The 19,596-nt window shown below is 70.0% G+C and carries 18 protein-coding genes; 15 read left to right on the top strand and 3 right to left on the bottom strand.

Annotated features, from left to right (window positions below):
• The first annotated feature begins 30 nt into the window (after nucleotides 1–30).
• The 13 genes from prcA (at nucleotide 31) to FNH13_RS10805 (ending at nucleotide 14,904) form a co-directional block, all read left to right on the top strand.
• A complete protein-coding gene (gene prcA, locus FNH13_RS10865) occupies nucleotides 31–864 on the top strand; it encodes a proteasome subunit alpha (RefSeq protein ID WP_143783439.1) in 834 nt (277 codons plus the stop codon).
• Between the two features lie 9 nt (nucleotides 865–873).
• Nucleotides 874–2,250 carry a Pup--protein ligase gene (gene pafA / locus FNH13_RS10860; RefSeq protein ID WP_143783438.1) on the top strand — a complete coding sequence of 459 codons (1,377 nt, stop codon included), beginning with the start codon at nucleotides 874–876 and terminating at the stop codon, nucleotides 2,248–2,250.
• A 126-nt stretch (nucleotides 2,251–2,376) separates the two neighbouring features.
• Nucleotides 2,377–3,393: an FKBP-type peptidyl-prolyl cis-trans isomerase gene (locus FNH13_RS10855; protein WP_143783437.1), complete on the top strand. Its 1,017-nt coding sequence runs from the start codon at nucleotides 2,377–2,379 to the stop codon at nucleotides 3,391–3,393.
• Between the two features lie 74 nt (nucleotides 3,394–3,467).
• On the top strand, nucleotides 3,468–3,845 hold the full coding sequence (locus FNH13_RS10850) for an FKBP-type peptidyl-prolyl cis-trans isomerase (RefSeq protein WP_143783436.1): 378 nt from the start codon (nucleotides 3,468–3,470) through the stop codon (nucleotides 3,843–3,845).
• A 218-nt stretch (nucleotides 3,846–4,063) separates the two neighbouring features.
• A complete protein-coding gene (locus FNH13_RS10845) occupies nucleotides 4,064–5,239 on the top strand; it encodes a DUF3866 family protein (RefSeq protein ID WP_228266361.1) in 1,176 nt (391 codons plus the stop codon).
• A gap of 11 nt (nucleotides 5,240–5,250) precedes the next feature.
• Nucleotides 5,251–6,300, top strand: coding sequence for a helix-turn-helix transcriptional regulator (locus tag FNH13_RS10840; protein ID WP_143783435.1), 1,050 nt, complete (start codon nucleotides 5,251–5,253; stop codon nucleotides 6,298–6,300).
• Entirely contained in the window at nucleotides 6,300–7,268 is a 969-nt protein-coding gene (locus tag FNH13_RS10835; RefSeq protein WP_143783434.1) for a helix-turn-helix transcriptional regulator, read from the top strand. Before FNH13_RS10840 ends, FNH13_RS10835 begins: the two co-directional genes overlap by 1 nt.
• A gap of 57 nt (nucleotides 7,269–7,325) precedes the next feature.
• Nucleotides 7,326–7,709 carry a Sec-independent protein translocase subunit TatA gene (gene tatA / locus FNH13_RS10830; RefSeq protein WP_143783433.1) on the top strand — a complete coding sequence of 128 codons (384 nt, stop codon included), beginning with the start codon at nucleotides 7,326–7,328 and terminating at the stop codon, nucleotides 7,707–7,709.
• 59 nt (nucleotides 7,710–7,768) lie between these two features.
• On the top strand, nucleotides 7,769–8,551 hold the full coding sequence (gene tatC, locus FNH13_RS10825) for a twin-arginine translocase subunit TatC (RefSeq protein WP_143783432.1): 783 nt from the start codon (nucleotides 7,769–7,771) through the stop codon (nucleotides 8,549–8,551).
• A 28-nt stretch (nucleotides 8,552–8,579) separates the two neighbouring features.
• Nucleotides 8,580–9,461 carry a diacylglycerol/lipid kinase family protein gene (locus FNH13_RS10820; protein ID WP_143783431.1) on the top strand — a complete coding sequence of 294 codons (882 nt, stop codon included), beginning with the start codon at nucleotides 8,580–8,582 and terminating at the stop codon, nucleotides 9,459–9,461.
• 17 nt (nucleotides 9,462–9,478) lie between these two features.
• Complete coding sequence (locus FNH13_RS10815; protein WP_143783430.1) at nucleotides 9,479–12,424, top strand: DEAD/DEAH box helicase; 2,946 nt, start codon at nucleotides 9,479–9,481, stop codon at nucleotides 12,422–12,424.
• Nucleotides 12,425–12,941: 517 nt separating this feature from the next.
• Nucleotides 12,942–14,279 carry a multidrug effflux MFS transporter gene (locus FNH13_RS10810; RefSeq protein ID WP_143783429.1) on the top strand — a complete coding sequence of 446 codons (1,338 nt, stop codon included), beginning with the start codon at nucleotides 12,942–12,944 and terminating at the stop codon, nucleotides 14,277–14,279.
• Between the two features lie 76 nt (nucleotides 14,280–14,355).
• Nucleotides 14,356–14,904, top strand: coding sequence for a PH domain-containing protein (locus FNH13_RS10805; RefSeq protein ID WP_143783428.1), 549 nt, complete (start codon nucleotides 14,356–14,358; stop codon nucleotides 14,902–14,904).
• Between the two features lie 31 nt (nucleotides 14,905–14,935).
• Here FNH13_RS10805 and FNH13_RS10800 read toward each other — a convergent pair whose 3' ends face one another.
• A complete protein-coding gene (locus tag FNH13_RS10800) occupies nucleotides 14,936–15,883 on the bottom strand; it encodes a 5'-3' exonuclease (protein WP_143783427.1) in 948 nt (315 codons plus the stop codon).
• A gap of 20 nt (nucleotides 15,884–15,903) precedes the next feature.
• On the opposite strand from FNH13_RS10800, the gene FNH13_RS10795 reads away from it, so the two are divergent.
• The gene (locus FNH13_RS10795) at nucleotides 15,904–16,356 is read left to right on the top strand and encodes an Lrp/AsnC family transcriptional regulator (protein ID WP_143783426.1); all 453 of its coding nucleotides are present in this window, start codon (nucleotides 15,904–15,906) and stop codon (nucleotides 16,354–16,356) included.
• Nucleotides 16,357–16,360: 4 nt separating this feature from the next.
• Nucleotides 16,361–17,248 (top strand): hypothetical protein, encoded by an 888-nt coding sequence (locus FNH13_RS10790; protein WP_143783425.1) that lies wholly within the window; start codon nucleotides 16,361–16,363, stop codon nucleotides 17,246–17,248.
• Between the two features lie 42 nt (nucleotides 17,249–17,290).
• On the opposite strand, the gene ybaK is transcribed toward FNH13_RS10790, so the two are convergent.
• Complete coding sequence (gene ybaK, locus FNH13_RS10785; protein WP_143783424.1) at nucleotides 17,291–17,779, bottom strand: Cys-tRNA(Pro) deacylase; 489 nt, start codon at nucleotides 17,777–17,779, stop codon at nucleotides 17,291–17,293.
• A gap of 212 nt (nucleotides 17,780–17,991) precedes the next feature.
• Nucleotides 17,992–19,446 carry a KamA family radical SAM protein gene (locus FNH13_RS10780; RefSeq protein ID WP_143783423.1) on the bottom strand — a complete coding sequence of 485 codons (1,455 nt, stop codon included), beginning with the start codon at nucleotides 19,444–19,446 and terminating at the stop codon, nucleotides 17,992–17,994.
• Nucleotides 19,447–19,596 lie beyond the last annotated feature (150 nt).

The raw sequence follows: 19,596 nt of genomic DNA, 5'->3' as shown, positions 1-19,596 counted from the left end.
GCCACGTCACGCACGAGGAGGAGCCCTGGCATGACGATGCCGATGTATGTCTCGCCCGAGCAGCTCATGAAGGACCGGGCCGACTTCGCCCGCAAGGGGATCTCCCGTGGCCGCTCGGTGATCCTGGCCAGCTATGCCACCGGCATCGCCTTCGTCGCAGAGAACCCCTCGCGGACGCTGCACAAGGTCTCCGAGCTCTATGACCGCATCGGTTTCGCCGGGGCGGGCAAGTATAACGAGTTCGAGAACCTGCGCGTCGCCGGCATCCGCTATGCCGACATGCGAGGCTACTCCTACGACCGCAGCGACGTCACGGCCCGGGGGCTGGCCAACGCCTACACCCAGACGCTGGGCACGATCTTCACGCAGGAGTCCAAACCCTACGAGGTCGAGATCGCCGTGGCCCAGGTCGGCCGGAGCCAGGACGAGGACCAGATCTATCGCCTGACCTATGACGGGTCCGTCACCGAGGAGCGCGGCTTCGTGGTGATGGGCGGCGCCAGCGAGCCCATCGCGACCGCCCTCCGCGAGCGCTGGGCCCCGGACCGCTCCCTGGCCGACGTGCTGCACCTGGCGGTGGAGCTGCTGGGACTGCGCGAGGACGAGGGCCACCGTGACCTGGGCCCCGCCGAGCTTGAGGTGGCAGTGCTCGACCGGCGGCGCCCCCGCCGCACCTTCCGCCGTCTGGGTGGTCCGCTGCTCGATGCCCTCCTGCGCGGCGACAGCGGCACCGCCGACGTCCCGACCCGCGACGACTCGCGTCCCGGGTCGCACGACACCCTGACCGAGTACGACACTGACGAGCCGGGCCTCGACCCGGCTGGTCACGACACGTCCAACCCGCAGACACAGCGCGAGGACTGAGGGCGAGCCATGGAGCGGCGGATCTTCGGGATCGAGACCGAGTTCGGGGTGACCTGTGCCTTCCCGGGGGAGCGGCGCCTGGCACCCGACGAGGTCGCCCGCTACCTGTTCCGCAAGGTGGTCAGCTGGGGCCGGTCGAGCAACGTCTTCCTGCGCAACGGCTCGCGGCTCTATCTCGACGTCGGGTCGCACCCGGAGTACGCCACCGCCGAGTGCGACGACCTCCTCGACCTCGTCGCGCACGACAAGGCCGGTGAGGCGATACTGCACGACCTGGCCCTGGACGCCGAGGCGCGGATGGCCGACGAGGGCATCGAGGCTCGGGTTTATGTGCTCAAGAACAACGTGGACTCGCGCGGCAACTCCTACGGCTGCCACGAGAACTATCTGATCGGGCGGCGCGGTGAGCTGAGCCGGGTGACCGACATCCTCATCCCCTTCCTGATCACCCGCCAGGTGATCAGCGGCGCCGGCCGGCTCAACGTCTCCGGTGGGCAGGCGACCTTTCACATCAGCCAGCGGGCCGACCACATCTGGGACGGTCTGAGCTCGGCCACGACGAGGTCCCGACCGATCATCAACACCCGCGACGAGCCGCATGCCGACGCCGAGCGGTTCCGCCGCCTCCACGTGATCGTCGGCGACTCGACGATGAGTCAGTCGACGACGCTGCTCAAGGTCGGGGCGACCGACCTGGTGCTTAAAGCCATCGAGGCGGGCACCGTCTTTCCCGACTTCACGCTGCTGAGCCCGATCAGCGCGATCCGGGAGGTCAGCCGCGACCTGACCGGGCGGCATACCCTGGCCCTGGCCAACGGCCGGCGGATCACGGCGACCCAGATGCAGACCGAGTTCCTCACCCGCGCGAGAGCCCACGCCGAGGCGGCGGGCCTGGCCCAGCGCGAGCCCTACCGCCAGGTGCTGGAGCTGTGGGAGCGGGCCCTCAAGGCCTTCGAGGCGCAGGACCTGTCACTGGTCGAGACAGAGATCGACTGGGTGCTCAAGTGGCGCACCCTGCAGCGCTACGCCGACCGGTCCGGCCTGCCGATGAGTGACCCACGGCTGCAGCAGCTGGACCTGGCCTGGCACGACATCCACCCCACCCGCGGGCTGTTCAACATCGTCTCCCGCCGCGGCGGCGCGACGGAGGTCGTGACGCCCGAGGCGATCGCGACGGCTGGCAGCACCCCGCCGCAGACCACCCGGGCCAAACTGCGCGGTGACTTCGTGGCCGCCGCCCAGGCGCACCACCGTGACTTCAGCGTGGACTGGGTCCACCTCAAGCTCAACGACTCCACCCAGCGCACCGTGCTGTGCAAGGACCCTTTCGTGAGCCAGGACGCCCGGATTGATGAGCTGATCGCGACCATGGAGCACCGGCGCTAGGCAGGGTCGTAGGTCGAGCCACTGCTGCGGGAGCCGCGGGCACAGCGACCATCCTCCCAGCAGACATCCAGGGTCACCGGGTTAGTCTTGCCCAGTCCCACGACCTCTCTCAGACAAGGATGGCGCGTGCGCTCTCCCAAGTTCCGGCTGCTCGGCCTTGCCGTGGCCCCATTGATCTTCCTCTCCGCCTGCGGCGACGACACCTCCACCGACGACGCCAGCCAGTCCAGCGCCCCCGGTGACGACGCGGCCGCCACCTCATTGGCGCCCAATGGCACGGCGGACGACGTGACTCTCACCGAGGCCGACGTCGACGGCACCACCGTCCCGGCGCTGGAGCTGGGCAAGACCCCGCTGGCGGTCGGCGAGACCTCCATCCAGGAGATCGAGGCTGGTGAGGGAGAGCCAGCGACAGCAGAGCAGGACGTCGAGCTGAAGTACCTCGCGGTCAACGGCACCACCGGCGAGGAGATCCTCACCACCTTCCCCACGGATGAGACCGTCAGCATGTCGCTGGCCAACCCCAACCTGCTGCCGGGCTTCCTGAACAGCCTGGAGGGCACCAAGCCGGGGCAGAGCTTCATCATCGCGATGTCCCCGGAGGATGCCTTCGGGACGCAGGGCAACATGCAGCTCGGCATCGGCCCCAACGACACCGTCGTCTTCTATGTCGAGGTGGTCGGCGCCACCACGCCGCTGACCCAGGCCGAGGGCGAGGAGGTGGAGCCCGTCGAGGGCCTGCCGACCGTCGAGGCCGACGGCACCAGCCCGGCGACCGTCACCATCCCCGAGGGGGAGGACCCGCCGACCGAACTCGTCGTCCAGCCCCTGATCAAGGGTGAGGGCGAGGAGATCCAGGCCGGCCAGCAGGTCCGCATGCAGTACACCGGTGTCCAGTGGTCCGACGGCGAGCAGTTCGACACCTCGCTGCAGGAGGGCCGCGACGCCTTCGAGACCGTTATCGGGCAGGGACAGGTCATCCAGGGCTGGGACGAGGGCCTGGTCGGTCAGACCGTCGGCAGCCGCGTGCTGCTCGTCATCCCGCCCGAGTTGGCCTACGGCGACGCTCAGGAGGGCGGACCGGGTGCTGAGCTCAAGGACGAGACCCTCGTCTTTGTCGTCGACATCCTGAAGGCCCAGTAAGTCCGCCCGGACACTGGCCCCACAGCCACGAGAACACCGCAGTCCCACGCACGAGCACCCGAGAGGAATCCCGCATGACTGACAAGACCAAGCCCGAGATCGAGTTCCCCGGCGACAACCCGCCCACCGACTTGGTCCTGGAGGACCTCGAGGTCGGTGACGGCGCCGAGGCCACGGCCGGTTCGACCGTCTCGGCCCACTACGTCGGGGTCGCCTGGTCGACGGGCGAGGAGTTCGACGCCTCCTGGAACCGCGGCACCCCGCTGACCTTCCAGGTCGGCGTGGGTCAGGTGATCCAGGGCTGGGACCAGGGCTTGCTCGGCATGAAGGTCGGCGGCCGCCGCAAGATCACCATCCCGCCGCACCTGGGATACGGCGACCGCGGCGCCGGTGGTGCGATCAAGGGTGGCGAGACCCTGATCTTCGTGGTCGACCTCGAGGACGTGCGCTGACGCGTCGTCGTCGGTGAGTTTCCGGGACCCCGGGTTGGTGCCACGCACCGGCCCGGGGTCCTTCGTCGCTGGGGCAGGTGCCACACCGCGCAGAGCCGCCACACCGTGCAGAGCCGCCACGTCAATACGACAAAATGGGCGCGATGCGACGCCCTGGACTGCACCTGGCGCCCATGTGGTCGCATGGCGGAGGGGCGGGTTCATCTAGGGTCGGTCAGGTGATCCGGTGGCGAGAGGGTGTGGTCGTCGGCGAGCGTGCCCGGTGGGGTGACGCCGTCGAGGTCGAGGTGCGCCTGCACGCACCAGAGCGCGCCGCAAGCACGGCTGCCGGCGCCGCAAGCACGGCTGCCGGCGCCTCACCGGACCGCGTCGTGCGCGCCGTGGCTTATGTCTCCGTGACCGGAGACCCGCTGGTGGGTGACCGGGTGCTGCTCAACACCAACGCCCTCGACAACGATCTCGGCACCGGGGGAGTCGCGATGGTCGTCGCCCTGCCCGACCGGCTGCCTCCCGACACGCGGGACGCGGCCGATCCGGACGGGGCTGGTCATCTGGTGAAGGCGCGCTACACCCCGCTGCAGACGATGGTCTTCGGCGCGGACGAACAGGACAGTCCGCACCACGCCGCGCTGGCCGAGGCCGATGACCTGGGCGGTATGCCGGTCGTCGCCGCAGACCTGCACTCGAGCCTGCCCGCGGTGCTGGCCGGGCTGCGCGCCGAGGCACCCGACGCCCGGGTCGCCTATCTGATGACCGACGGGGGTGCCCTGCCGGCGGCCTTCTCCCGCACCAGCACCACCCTGCGCGATGCCGGCTGGCTCGCGGCGGTGATCAGCTGTGGGCAGGCCTATGGCGGGGACCTCGAGGCGGTCAACACCTTCTCGGGGCTGCTGGCCGCGCGCCATGTCGTCGAGGCGGACGTGGTGATCCTGTCCCAAGGACCCGGCAATCTGGGGACCGGGACCCGGTGGGGCTTCTCCGGGGTGTCGGCAGGGGAGGCTCTCAACGCCGCCGCCGTGCTCGGCGGCCGCGGCGTGGCGGCCCTGCGCGTCTCGGGAGCCGACCCCCGGCCGAGGCACCGCGGGATCTCCCACCACAGCCGGACGGCATACGGCCAGGTCCTGAACCGTCCTGCCGACGTGCCCGTGCCCGCGTTGCGGGACCACCCCGGCATCCCGGCGGAACTGGCCGACCTGGTTGCCCGGCAGGCGGACGACCTGCTGACAGCCCCCCACCTGACCCGGCATGACATCGACCTGACCAGCCTGCTCGACGCGCTCGAGGCCAGCCCGGTCCGGCTCTCGACGATGGGCAGGGGGCTGGACGCGGACCCAGCGGCCTTCCTGGCGGCAGCCGCCGCGGGCCGTCACGCCGCGACCCTTGTGGTCAGGTAGCGTCTCCGATCATGGCCCGCCCCAGTCCCGCCACCGCCAAGACCGAGCGCCTGCTCAACCTGGTGATCGCGCTGCTCTACACCCGGCAGCCGATGAGCAAGAGCCGGATCCGCACGGCCGTGCCGCAGTATGCCGCGAGCACCGACGAGGCCTTTGACCGCATGTTCGAGCGGGACAAGGATGAGTTGCGCGACCTGGGGATCCCGCTGCGCACTGAGGTCATCGACCCGTTCTTCGACGACGAGACCGGCTATCGCATCGACCGCCGCGAGTACGCGCTGCCGGAGATCAACTTCGAGCCGGACGAGCTCGCCGTCATCGGTGTCGCCTCCCGTGCCTGGTCGCACGCGAGCCTGGCCGGCCCGGCGGCCCAGGGGCTGCGCAAACTCGAGGCCTCGGGGATCACCCGCGACCGGACCTCGGTCGCTGGCGTCGAGCCGCTGCTGCACACCAATGAGCCGGCCTTCGAGGCCGCGCGCAACGCGGTGGTGGCCAAGCGGGCGGTGACCTTCGGCTACCGCCGCGGGCCGGCCGGTGAGGTCACCGAGCGGCACCTGCACCCGTGGGCGCTGACCTCCTGGCACGGCCGGTGGTATCTGACCGGCCACGACCTCGACCGGGACGCACCACGGGTCTTCCGGCTCGACCGGATCGACGGTGCCGTGCGGGCCACCGGCAAGGCCGATGCCTACACTGTGCCCGACGGCCATGACGCGCGGGCCATGATCACCACCACGACCGAGACACCCGCAGATCAGACCGCCCGGGTGGCGTTGCGCTCCGGCAGCGGTCACCAGATCCGGCGCCGCGGAGAGCTCCTGGAGCAACGTGCCCCCAACGGCTGGGACCTGATCGAGGTGCAGGTCGGCTCACTGTGGTCGCTCGCGGAGGAGGTCGCTGGCCTCGGTCCGGATGCCATCGCCATCGAGCCCGGCGAGCTGGTCGACCTGGTGCGCACCGCGCTGGGTGGGGTGTCCGCGGCCCACGGTGCGGTGACCGCGGCCCACGGTGCGGGGAGCGCGGCCCCGGGGCGCCCGGCATACGAGGGGAGTGAGGGCTGATGGCGCACGAGACCGCCACCGAGCGGCTGTCCCGGCTGCTCACCATGGTCCCGTGGCTGATGAACCGCCAGGGCGTCGACATCGCCGAGGCGGCCCGCGAGCTGGGGGTCAGCCAGGACCAGATCGTCGATGACCTGCAGCTGCTGTTCGTGTGCGGGACGCCCGGGCACTATCCGGACGACCTGATCGAGGCCAGCTGGGAGGGCGGGCGCGTCCACGTCGGCAACGCCGAGGAGATCGCACGGCCGCTGCGCCTGGGACGCGACGAGGCCCTGGCGCTCATCGTGGCGCTGCGCGCCCTGGCCGCGACGCCCGGTGTCGGAGCCAAGGACGCCATCGACCGCGCGCTCGGCAAGCTGGAGGCCGCCGCCGGTGCCGAGGGGGCGGCTGCCGCCCAGGTCAGCGTCAGCCTGGAGGTCGGGGCCGACGAGCAGACCAGGCTGGAGCAGATCCGCGAGGCACTGGATCGGTCTCGGCGGGTGCACCTGCGGCACTACAACCCGACCCGGGACGAGACGACCGAGCGTGACGTCGACACGATGCGGGTGCTCTCGCTCGAGGGCCGGTGGTATCTCGAGGGCTGGTGCCACCGGGCCCAGGACGTGCGGCTCTTCCGCCTCGACCGCATCGAGGACCTGACGATTCTGGACGAGGACGGGACCCCGCCGGAGAGTGCCCGCCCGCGGGCCACGGACTCCGGGGCCTTTCGTGCCTCACCGGGTGACGTGCTGGTCGAGCTGGAGCTGGCGCCCGCGGCCTCGTGGGTCGCCGAGCACTTCCCGGTCGAGTCCGTGGAGCGTCGTGAGGACGGCTCTCAGCTGGTGCAGCTGCGGGCCGCGGACACCGCCTGGGTGCGGCGGTTGGTGTGGCGCCTGGGTGGTTCGGCCAGGCTCGTGGCCCCGGCCGAACTCGCCGAGGAGATCCGTGCCGGCGCTGAGCAAGCGCTCCAGGCTTACCGCGTACACTGACCACCGTTCCTGGGAGACGCACGAGCGTGCTCCCTGTCCCATCAGAGAGGTTGGCGCATGAGGCCGCAGCCCTGGCACATCATCGTCCTGGTGATCGCGCTCATTGTGTTGTTCGGGTGGAAGAGCCTGCCCAACATGGCTCGCAGCCTGGGCCAGTCGATGCGGATCTTCAAGTCCGAGGTCGACCAGATGAAGGAGCCGAGCGCCGCGAGCCAGGACACCGTCCGTGGCGAGCGGGCCGACGGCGATGAGCGCCGCAGCCGCACCTCCGACCTCGGCGACCGTGCCCGTGGAGCTGCCTCCGACCTGGGCGACCGGGCGAGGGACACGGCCGACGGTGTCAAGGACCACGGTGCGTCGGTGCGCGACGAGTTCCGCGACGGGCTGCACGGTGATGACCGGCCGGCCAGCGACGTGCCTCACGACGACACCCGCGGCTGACCCGCCCCGCACCGGCACCAGTGGCTCTCCGTCGCCGTCCCCGTGATCCCGAGGGACGGATGTCCCTTGCTGATCACTTCCGGGAGCTGCGCAACCGGGTCCTGATCGCCGTCCTCGGCGTCGTGGTGCTCAGCGTGGTCGGTTGGTACTTCTACGAGGACCTGATCAACCTGCTGATCCAGCCCTTGCGGGAGGTCCGCGACTCCGAGGGCCGGGAGATCGTCAACATCAACTTCGGTGCCAGCATCACTCAGCCGTTCTCGGTGCAGCTCAAGGTCGCGGTCTTCGTCGGGATCATGCTCTCCAGCCCGCTGTGGATCTGGCAGATCTGGGCCTTTCTGCTGCCGGGGCTGACCAAGAAGGAGCGCCGGATCGCGCTCGCCTACTTCTTCGCCGGGGTCCCGCTCTTCCTCGCCGGCGCGGCACTGGCCGCCTGGGCGATCCCGCGCACCGTGGCCATCCTGCTGTCGTTCACCCCCGATGACGCGGCGAACCTGCAGGACGCGATGACCTATCTCAACTTCGTCCTCTACTTCATCCTCGCCTTCGGGCTGGCCTTCCTGATGCCGGTCGGTCTGGTCGGGCTCAACCAGCTGCGCATCCTGCCCGTGCGGGTGATGATCAAGGGCTGGCGGGTGGCCCTCATGCTGATCCTGGTCTTCGCGGCGTTCGTCACCCCCGACCCGAGCGCCTGGACGATGCTCGCGCTGGCCACGCCGGTGTTCTTCCTCTATTGGTGCGCGATCGGCGTGGCCGCGCTCATGGAGCGTCGCCGCAGGAAGAACGATCCGACCACGGCCTGGGAGGATCTGTCACCCGACGAGGCCAGCCCGCTGCCCTAACCGCGGCGGCTGGGGCACAATCATCCCCATGACCAGGTATGCCGTGCTGCACGGGCCGCGCTCAGGTCGCCGCGGTGCCGGCGCTGTCGGCGCTGTCGTGGTGGCCCGGCTGCGCGCCGCCGGTCAGCAGGTGACCGAGATCGAGGCCGCCACCCGGGAGGCCGCCCAGACGGTCTGTCGCCGGGCCGTCGAGGAGGGCGTGGAGACGCTGGTCGCCGTCGGTGGCGACGGCGTCGTGCAGATCGCCGCCAACGCGTTGGCCGGCAGCAGCACCGCACTCGGGATCGTGCCGGCCGGCACCGGCAACGACAATGCCCGCTCGCTCGACATCCCCCTGAAGACCGACGCCGCCGTGCAGACCCTGTTGACCGGAGTTCGTCGTCCGGTCGACCTGATCCACGTGTCTCCCTACGACCTGCACGTGGTCGGGTCCGTGCCCTGCGGCCTCGACGCGTTGATCGCCTCGCGGGCCTCGACGCTCCCACGCTGGCTGGGTGCGCAGAGCTACACCGTGGCCACGGTCCCGGAGATCATCCGACTCCGCCCGATGGACTACCGTCTCGAACTCGACGGCCAGGTCCTGGAGACGAGGGCGCTGGTCGTGGCGGTCTGCAACATGCCGATCTATGGCGGCGGCATGCGGATCGCCCCCGAGGCCGACCCTGGTGACGGCCTGCTGGACGTCATCATCATCGAGGCGGTCGGCGCCGCGGCGGCGGTGCAACTGCTCAAGGGGGTCTTCTCCGGGAGGCACGCGGAGCATCCGGCCGTGCGGATCGAGCGCGCCGCCACGGTGAGCGTGGCCGGACCACAGCTGACCGCCTACGGCGACGGCGACCCGATTGGCCCTCTGCCCGTCGACTGCACCGTGGTGCCCGCCGCTCTCGAGGTGATGGTTCCGCTGCGGTGAGCGCGTAGCCTGAGGTCATGTCCAGCCCTGCCGAACGGTATGCCGCTGCCCGCGCGCGCTCCAGGGCGGAGAGCGGGGCCGTGGGACGGTTCACCGCTGCCCAGGATTTCCCGCTCGACGACTTCCAGCTGACCGCGATCGCTGCGGTCGACCAGGGGCAGGGGGTCCTGGTCGCGGCCCCGACTGGAGCGGGCAAGACCATCGTGGGGGAGTTCGCGGTCGCCCTCGCCCTGGAGACCGGGCGCAAGGCGTTCTACACCACCCCCATCAAGGCGCTGAGCAACCAGAAGTACCACGACCTCGTCGCCGAGCACGGCGCAGCCAACGTCGGCCTGCTCACCGGGGACAGCTCGATCAACGGCGAGGCACCGGTCGTGGTGATGACCACCGAGGTGCTCCGCAACATGATGTATGCCGGGTCCCGCACCCTGGAGGGCCTGGGGTTCGTGGTGATGGACGAGGTGCACTATCTCGCCGACCGGTTCCGCGGGGCGGTGTGGGAGGAGGTCATCATCCATCTGCCCGAGTCGGTGCAGGTCATCTCCCTGTCGGCGACGGTGAGCAATGCCGAGGAGTTCGGCGACTGGCTGCGCACCGTGCGGGGCAACACCGCGGTCATCGTCTCCGAGATCCGACCGGTGCCCCTGTGGCAGCACCTGATGGTCGGCAAGGACCTGCTCGACCTCTTCGCCCACGACGGGGACGGCCTGGTCGCCGACCCCGCCACCCAGGGCCAGCAGGCCCGGATCAACCCCGAGCTGCTGGACCGGATCCACTCGGTCGACCGGGACTCCCGGTGGCGGCGTGAGGATGCCGGCGGACCCCGCGGGCGGCGGGGCAGACCGCACGGACGCGATGACCGGGGACGCTCCCGCGGCCGGGACTATGCCCACCGAGGACGGGATAACGACTCCCGCGTCGACGCCCGCGCCGGAGGTGCCGGCAGTCTGCCGGGTGGCACCGCCAGCCGCTCCGAGGTCATCGACCGGCTGGACCGCGAGGGACTGCTGCCAGCGATCACCTTCATCTTCAGCCGAGCCGGGTGCGAGGGGGCGGTCACCCAGTTGCTGGCACGCGGCACCCGGCTGGTGCCCCCGGAGGAGGGGACACGCATCCGGCGCCTGGTCGAGGAGCGTGTCGCCGAGGTCGACGAGCGTGATCTGCCGGTGCTGGGCTACCACGACTTCGTGGAGGGCCTCTCGCGCGGCTTCGCCGCCCACCACGCCGGGATGCTGCCGCTGTTCCGGGAGATCGTGGAGGAGCTGTTCACCGCGGGGCGGATCAAGGCGGTCTTCGCGACCGAGACTCTCGCCCTCGGCATCAACATGCCGGCCCGCACCGTCGTCCTCGAGAAGCTGGTGAAGTTCAACGGTGAGGAGCACGCCCCGGTCACCCCGGCGGAGTACACCCAGTTGACCGGTCGTGCCGGCCGACGGGGGATCGACGTCGAGGGTCACGCCGTCGTCCTGCACCGGCGCGGTCTGGACCCGATCGACGTGGCTGGGCTCGCCTCGACCCGCACCTACCCCCTGAAGTCCTCGTTCCGTCCCACCTACAACATGGCCGTCAACCTGGTCGCGCAGTTCGGCCGGGACGTGGCCCATGAGCTGCTGCAGTCCTCCTTCGCCCAGTTCCAGGCCGATCGGGCCGTGGTCGGGCTGGCCAGCCAGGTGCGGCGCAACGAGGAGGCGCTGGCCGGTTATGCCGAGTCGATGCACTGCGACAAGGGCGACTTCCGCGAGTATGCCGCACTGCGGCGTCAGCTGAGCGACGCGGAGAAGGAGGCGGCCCGTCAGCGCAGCGCCTCCCGCCGAGCCGAGATCGCGGTCAGCCTCGAGGAACTCACCCCCGGTGACGTGATCAGCCTGCCCGAGGGGCGGCGCAAGGGGATGGCCGTGGTGCTGACCGTCCCGCAGGCAGCGGGACGGTCGCCGGAGCCCAGCGTCCTCACGTCCGACGGGCAGCTACGCAGGGTCAGCCCCTCGGACCTGCGTGAGGCGGTCGAGCCGGTTGCCCGGCTGGCGATCCCGCGGAAGTTCAACCCCCGCAACGTGCGCTCCCGCAAGGACCTGGCCGCGACCCTGCGCGCCCAGGTGCCCTTCGAGCCGCCGCCCTCCCGGCGACCCCAGCGCACCCGATCTGGAGGGGACCCGGACCAGACCCCCGACCCGGACCAGACCCCTGACCCGGGCCCCCCGTCAGGTGCGAGGACCAGGCGTCGGGGTGGCCGGCATACCGACCCCGACGACCTGCGCCACCAGCTGCGAGCACATCCCTGCCACCAGTGCCCGGAGCGGGAGGACCATGCCCGCTGGGCCGAGCGCTGGTGGCAGCTGCGCCGCGAGACCGACGACCTGCAACGCCGCGTGAGCGGGCGGACCAACACCGTGGCCAGGACCTTCGACCGGATCTGCACGCTGCTCGGCGAGCTCGGCTACCTGACCGAGGAGGGCACGGAGGTCACCGAGGCGGGGGCGAGCCTGCGGCGGATCTACACCGAGAAGGACCTCGTCGCGGCCCAGGCCATCACCCAGGGCACCTGGCGACGGCTGGATGCCCCAGCCCTGGCCGCGGTCGTGTCGACCCTCATCCATGAGCCGCGCGGCGGGGACGAGACGACCCACCCGCGGTGGCCGACCGTGGAGGTTGAGGAGGCCTTCCACGAGATGGTGGCGATCTGGTCCCAGCTGACCGATCGGGAGGCGAGCCACGGGCTCCCGCTGACCGGTGAACTCGACCCGGGCATCGCCTGGATGGTGCACCGCTGGGCCTCCGGCCGTGCCCTGGATGAGGTGCTGCGCGACAGTGACCTCTCCGCGGGCGACTTCGTGCGGCGCAGCAAGCAGATTGTCGACCTGCTGGGGCAGATCGCCCAGGCTGCCGACGCTCCCGTCGCTGCCACAGCCCGGCGTGCCTCCGATGCGATGCTGCGCGGAGTCGTGGCCGCGGACCGGCTGGACTGACCACCGCCGCAGCGGGCGGGTAACCGCCGGACGGTCGCCGCCGGATAGCCGCTGCACGCAACCGCCACTGGGCCCCGTCCGGCGCTGGGTCACCGCTGCCGTCCCATTCCAGCTGGGCCCTGTCCGGCGCTGGCTCACCGCCGTCGTCCCATTGCAGCTGGGCCCGTCCGCCGCTGGGCGTTGAGATGTGCAGGATCTGCGCAACAAAAGTGGGGCTCTGGCGCCCGACACGCCGCAGCGTTGTCTGCACTGTGCGCAACACGCAGGCGGCGGGCCACCGGCCTGTGCGGAACACGCGGAGGTGGCGCTGTGCTTGTGCGGGACACGCGGAGGTGGCGCTGTGCTTGTGCGGGACACGCGGAGGTGGCGCTGTGCTTGTGCGGGACACGCGGAGGTGGCGCGCTGCGCTTGTGCGGGACACGCCGGCGCGGGCCGGTCGCCCGTGCGGTCGCGGGCGCGGGCGCGGCGGGGGAGTGGCGACGCGGAATACCTGGACGCCGGGCAGCCTTGATCTCTCGTGCCCCTCACCCACGAGCCGTCGCGGCTGACCCGACTGCTGATGTTTGGCGCGCTCGTCGCGATCGGGCCGTTGACGATCGACATCTATCTGGCCGCGTTCCCGACAATCGTGCAGGACCTGCACACCACCGAGGCAGCAGTCCAGCTGACGCTGACCTCCACCCTCATCGGTCTGGCCCTCGGACAGTTGCTGATCGGCGCGGTCGCGGATGTTGTCGGTCGCCGCCGCCCCCTGCTGATCGCCCTCAGCGCCTATGTCGTGGTGTCGGTTGCCATCGCCCTGTCGTCCTCGCTGGAGGCACTGGTGGTGCTGCGTTTCCTGCAGGGCGTGACCGCAGCCGCCGGCATGGTCCTGGCCAACGCGATGGTCCGCGACCTCTACTCGGGCGCGCAGATGGCCACGTTCATCTCCCGGCTGTTCCTCATCGTGGGGGTCGCCCCTATCCTGGCGCCGACGCTCGGCGCGCAGTTCCTGCACTTCGGCACCTGGCGCACGATCTTCTGGGGGCTGGCCGTCTTCGGCCTGGTCCTGGTGTCGCTGGCCCTGTTTCTCGCACCGGAGACTCTGCCGACCCACCGGCGCCGCACGGGCGGGGTCGGTCCCGCGATGCGTTCGTATGCCGTGCTGCTCACCGACCGCCGGTTCCTGGGACTGATGCTGACCGCGGGCGCCGCGATGGGAGCGCTTTTCGCCTACATCAGCTCGGCCACCTTCATCTTCCAGGATCTCTACGGCATGAGCACCCAGGAGTATGCCCTGGTCTTCGCCGCCGGCGCCGGTTCCCTGACCGTCGCCAGCCAGGTCAACGGCTTCCTGGTCCAGCGCATCCACCCCGTCCGCATCCTGCGGGTCGTCCTGCCGTCGGCCGTGCTCATCTCCAGCCTGTTGCTGGTGGCCGCCCTGCTGGACCTGGGCGTGGTGGCCATCGTCATCGGGGTGGTGCTCGTGCTGGCCGGTGCAGGCTTCGTGATGCCCAACGCTCCGGTCCTGGCCCTGCACGACCACGGCGAACGGGCCGGGGCAGCAGCCGCGCTCCTGGGCGCCGGGAACTTCACCTTTGGGGCCCTCATCGCGCCGATCACCGGTGCCTTCGACGTCTCCTCCGCCGTCCCGATGGCCGGGGTCATGGTCGGCTGCGGGCTCCTGGCGATCCTGGTGTTCTGGACGCTGGCCCGGCCCGGTCACATCCTGGCGACCATGCCGTGGGACACCGACCGCGGGGGCGGCGACCGGGGGAGTGGCGACGCCGGACGCGGCGATGCCCCGGAGGACGGGACACCTGAGTCAGGTCCCGCCGTTCAGCCGCAGGTGGCGACGCTGACCGCCAACTCCTGACCTGCCAGACGGTGATCGCGTCGACGCACCAGTCTGACGTCGCCACAAAGCGCAGCCCAAGTGGCAGGATTCACCCATGGCACTCAAGGACAAGCAACTCGCCGACGGCGAGAAGGTCATACTGAGCATCCGCACTCACTGGAAAGCTCTGGCCGAGCCGGTCGCCCTCGGGATCTTCCTGCTGGCGTTGCTGTGGCTCGCCTGGTGGTTCACCCAGGACCTCTCCTACGGCAACTGGGTCACCCTCGCGGTGGGCGTCCTAGCGCTGGGCATCGCCGCCTGGTTCGTGGCGATCCCGATCCTGCGGTGGCTCACCGAGCGCTATGTCATCACCAACCGCCGGATCAGCCACCGCACAGGCATCCTCACCAAGGTCGGCCGGGACATCCCGCTGCACCGGGTCAACGACATCGCGATCGAGAAGAACCTGATCGACCGGATGCTCGGGTGTGGTTCCCTCGTCGTCTCGGACGCCACCGACAAGGCCGGGATGCTGCTGCACGATGTGCCGGGCGTGGAGTCCGTCCACGTGCAACTTCAGAACCTGCTCTACTCCCGCGACGACGGCTCGGACGACGGTGAGTGGCCGCCCAACGAGCCGCCGCGTGCTCGCGGACGGGCCTGAGCCCCAGCCACTGACCGGGGCAGGCCGCTCGTCAGCCCAGCCCCAGCGCCCTCATCAGGCGCCCGACCGGCCCGGAGATGCCGTAGGCCTCGACGAACTGCTGCAGGGTCCCCGGGTCGGCAATCTCCCGGGGGAGGGTCAGCGGCCGGTCCGTGAGGGCAGCGTCCCGGGCCACCAGCACCACGCCCGGGGCGACGTCGAGATAGTCGGACGCCGCCTCGAGGTTCCTGCGGCGCGCGCCCTTGATCGCTGGATCACCGTCGGCCACCGCCTGACGCACGCGGGCTAGAGAGCCATAGGTCGCGATCAGCTGGGCGGCGGTCTTCTCGCCGATCCCCACCACACCGGGCAGGCCGTCGCTGGTGTCCCCGCGCATGATCGACATGTCGGCATATGCCGCACCCGACCCCACGGCATACCGCTCCTGCAGCGCTGCCTGGTCGATCACCTCCGCGTCGCGCACCCCGGCCCGGGCCGTGTAGGCCACGGTGATGTCGTGGGCGTCGTCGACCAGCTGAAACAGGTCCCGGTCCCCGGTCACGACGGTCACTGCCATGACACCGGTGTGCCGGTGGGCGAGCGTGCCGATCACATCGTCCGCCTCGTAGCCGGGGGAACCCAGGACCGGGAAACCGAACGCCTCCAGGGCGGTGCGGATCAGAGGCACCTGCACCTGCAGCTCAGCCGGCACCTCCTCGGTGTTGTCGGTCGCGCCCTCCACCAGTCGGTGCGCCTTGTATGAGGGGATGGCCGCGGTGCGGAACTCCGGACGCCAGTCGTCGTCCCAGCAGGCGACCAGGTGGGTGGGGGCAAACCGGGTGATCAGGGTGGCCGTCATATCGAGCATCCCCCGCAGTGCATTGGTCGGGGTTCCGTCGGGGGCCGGGGCGGTGTCCTTGACGCCGAAGTATGCGCGAAAGTACAGGCTTGCCGTGTCCAGCAGCAGAAGTCGCTGGTCGGTGCTCGGGTCGGGGCTCATGGATCACTAGGCTATGCGCTATGGAAGATGTGGACCGCCGGATCGTGGAACTGCTGGCCGCGGACGGCCGGATGAGCTTCGCCGACCTGGGGCGGGCCGTCGGATTGTCGACGTCCGCGGTGCACCAGCGGGTCAAGCGGCTGGAGGAGCGGGGAGTCATCACCGGCTACCGGGCGGAGATCAACTTCGAGAAGGTGGGGCTGCCGCTGACCGCGCTCATCGCACTGTCGCCCTTCGACCCGGCGGCACCGGACGACATACCGGAGCGTCTGGAGCACCTGCCCCAGATCGACTCCTGCTGGTCCGTGGCGGGGCGGGAGAACTATGTGATTCAGGTGCGGCTCCGCAAGCCTTCCGACCTGGAGCAGACGATCGCCGACATCCGGGCTGCAGCGAACTGCGCGAGCAGCACGACGGTCGTGCTGTCGACTCCGTGGGAAGGCAGACCGGTCGAGTTGCCCGCGGAGGCATAGTCGTATGAGTGGCGTGGTGCGGATCTTCCTGTGGAGTCTGCTGGCGGTGGGTCTCCTCGTGCTGGTCGTCGTCGGTTTTGGCATCTTCCAGCTCAGTCGGATCTTTCCGGACGTTGACCAGGGCCGGGCCATGGCTGACGAGATGAGCTCCGAGCTGGTCGCGGCGCATCCCGCTTTCACCGTCGAGACGTCGGTGGACTCCTCCTTTGCCGAGATCGGTCTGACGGTGCGACCGAAGAGCGGCGACCTGACCGAGCCGGAGGTCACTGAACTGGTGGAGTCCCTCCAGGCGGTGGTGAGCGAGCAGGACGGCTCGCGCTGGACCGTCAAGAGCAGCATCAGCGGACGGTGGGACGGGACCGAGGTGGAGATCACCGGCAGCGACGCGGACCGCTGGCCCGAGCTGGCGCCCATGCTTGACCTCATCGACGGGTCCGTGAGGGGCGTGACCTTGGCACTCGACCCGGGGCGGGGACTCATCACCCGGGACCTGGGCGGCGAGCTCTACTGCGGTCCGGACGCCGACCCGCAGGAGTTCTTCGCTCGCTCCGTCGAGAACGCGGCTGAGATCGCCACCGACCTGGGGTGGCTGGAGCCCGAGGCTCCGGTGCTGCTCTATTTCTCCGACGGGTGCGACGGCTCGCTGCGGACTTCGCTGGACTTTGCCGGTGACGACCGGTCCGGCAGGGTGACGGAGCTGCAGGCGATCCTCGACGCACTCCCCGAGGAGGCGGCACCGGTCGGGATCACGGTGCAGGACACCGGCGGGCTGCAGTTGGCGTTCGACGAGGAGATCCCGGAGTCCGTGATCGCGGACCTGGTCGAGACCTGGTCACACGGCGAGGTGTGGGTCAACCGGAGCCGGGTGGGGGAGCCCACCGCTACCGGCTGACCGCCACCCCGGGGTGCCCGGAGCGTGGCGCGGGCTCGTCCCTCACCGGGCGATGGGCGCCAGGGTGGCTCCGGTGAGGGCCACCAGATCGGCCGGGGCGAGCTCGAGATCGAAGCCGCGCTTGCCACCGGAGACCAGGACCGTCTCAAAGTTCGTGGCGCTGGCGTCCAGCACCGTCGGCAGGGCCTTCTTCTGTCCCAGTGGGCTGATCCCGCCCACCACATAGCCCGTCGTCCGCTCGGCGACCTTGGGGTCAGCCATCACGGCTCGTTTGACGCCCAGCGCGGACGCGACGGCCTTGAGGTCGAGCTGGTGGTCCACGGGCACGATGCCGACCCCGAGGCCGGGGTCGAGGGCCACCAGCAGAGTCTTGAAGACGCGTGCCGGGTCGACCCCGAGCGCCTGGGCGGCCTCCAGACCGAAGGACTCTGCCCCAGGGTCGTGGTCGTAGGCACGGATGGTGAAGGCCACCCCGGCCCGTTCCAGGGCCACCGTCGCCGGCGTCCCACCCTGTGATTTCGCCCTCGCCATGACCTCAGACCCTACCCGCCCGTGTGTGGGGAGGGTCTGTCCGGGTGATGCCCAATGTGAGGGAAGTTCGGGAAGTTCGCCCGGGCACTGCGGCGACCTACGAAACCTCTCGCAAAAGGGTCGGGCGACCTACGAAACCTCTCGCAAAAGGGTCGGGCGACCTACGAAACCTCTCTCAAAAGGGTCGGGCGACCTACGAAACCTCTCTCAAATTAGTCGAGCTGGGCGACCGAGGCGGCGCGGGAGGACTGGGCGGCGGCGCTGGCGGCCTCGTGTGTCGCGTCGGCGTCGCCGTGCTCGCGCCACCAGGCCTGGCCCTCGGGGGAGAGGGTGTAGATCGGGTCGTAGTAGACGTACTCCGCGCTGGTCACGTCGACGTCCTCGGTCTCGATCGAGGTCCGGTAGTTCTTGCGCCAGTAGGAGATGCCGCGCTCGGTGTCGTAGGAGTCAACCTGGTGCACCCAGCGCTTGCCGACGAAGGGCACGTCGCACACGATGCGCGGCGTGGCGAAGCCCGGCAGGTAGCCCATGATCGAGTGCTGCAGGTCCTGCGCCTCGGCCAGGGAGGTCCGCCAGTGCTCGGCGAACGGGATCATGTCGCACATGTAGAAGTAGTAGGGCGTGATCGAGGCACCATCGGCGAGCGCGAAGCACAGGTCGAGCAGGTCCTCGCTGGTGGCGTTGACACCCCGCATCAGCACACCTTGGTTGCGGACGTCCCGGATGCCCGCGTCGAGCATGGCGCGGGTGGCCTCGGCCACCAGGGGCGTGACGGACTGGGCGGCGTTGACGTGGGTGTGGATCGCCAGGCCGACGCCGCGGCTGCGGGCCTTCGCGGAGACGCGGGCGACGCCCTCGACGGTGTCACCGGCCAGCCAGTGCTGCGGCAGGCCCATCAGCGCCTTGGTGGCCAACCGGATGTCGCGGATGTTCTCCACGTCCAGCACCCGGTCGATAAATGACTCCAGGTTCTTCCACGGCATGTTGGCCACGTCGCCACCGGAGACGACGACGTCGCGGACCGTGGGGGTGCGCTTGAGATAGTCCAGGATCGCCTCGTGCCGGTCCATCGGCTTGCCCGCGAGCTTGAGCTTGGTGACCTGCGGCGTGGAGTTGCCCACCAGGTCCATGCGGGTGCAGTGGCCGCAGTACTGCGGGCAGGTCGGCAGCAGCTCGGCGAGCACCTTCGTGGGATAACGGTGTGTGAGGCCCTCAGCGACCCACATGTCGTGCTCGTGGAGGGAGTCGCGGGAGGAGTAGGGGTGGGAGGGCCAGTCCGTGCGACGGTCGGAGAAGACGGGCAGCATGTAGTTGCGGACCGGGTCGGCGTAGAACGCGGCCGTGAACTCCTCGCCGGCGCTCGGCATCCGTCCCTCGGCCCAGGTGACCTCGGAGACCATCGTGTTCATCATCTGCGGCGGCACCAGCATGGACATGGTGGCCCGCTCAGCCTGGTCGCGCTCCAGGTCGGCATAGAAGTCCTCGGTGAGCAGGTCACCCATCAGCTTGCGGAGCTGCTTGAGGTTCTTGACGCAGTGGGCACGCTGCCACTGCACGTCGGCCCACTCCTGGGCGGTGACCTCGCGCCACCCGGGGAACCGGGTCCAGTCCGGCTCGATGAGGTCACGCTGCTGATAACGGTAGGGCTGCTCGATGAAACTGCTCATACGGGCAGGATACGGACATCATGCGGCAAAAGCGATGATTGACAGGAGATCTTCTCGCGGTGTCCGTCATAGACAGGAAGATCGCCTGTTGGGCTGGATGCAGGAGTGGCCTGGCGTGACGGTGCTTCCCAGAGGGAGCAGACTGGGTCA

Source organism: Ornithinimicrobium ciconiae, from assembly GCF_007197575.1.
In the GTDB taxonomy this organism is placed as follows: domain Bacteria; phylum Actinomycetota; class Actinomycetes; order Actinomycetales; family Dermatophilaceae; genus Ornithinicoccus; species Ornithinicoccus ciconiae.
The sequence above is the reverse complement of the archived record's forward strand: the minus strand, read 5'-3'. Positions and strand labels throughout refer to the sequence as shown.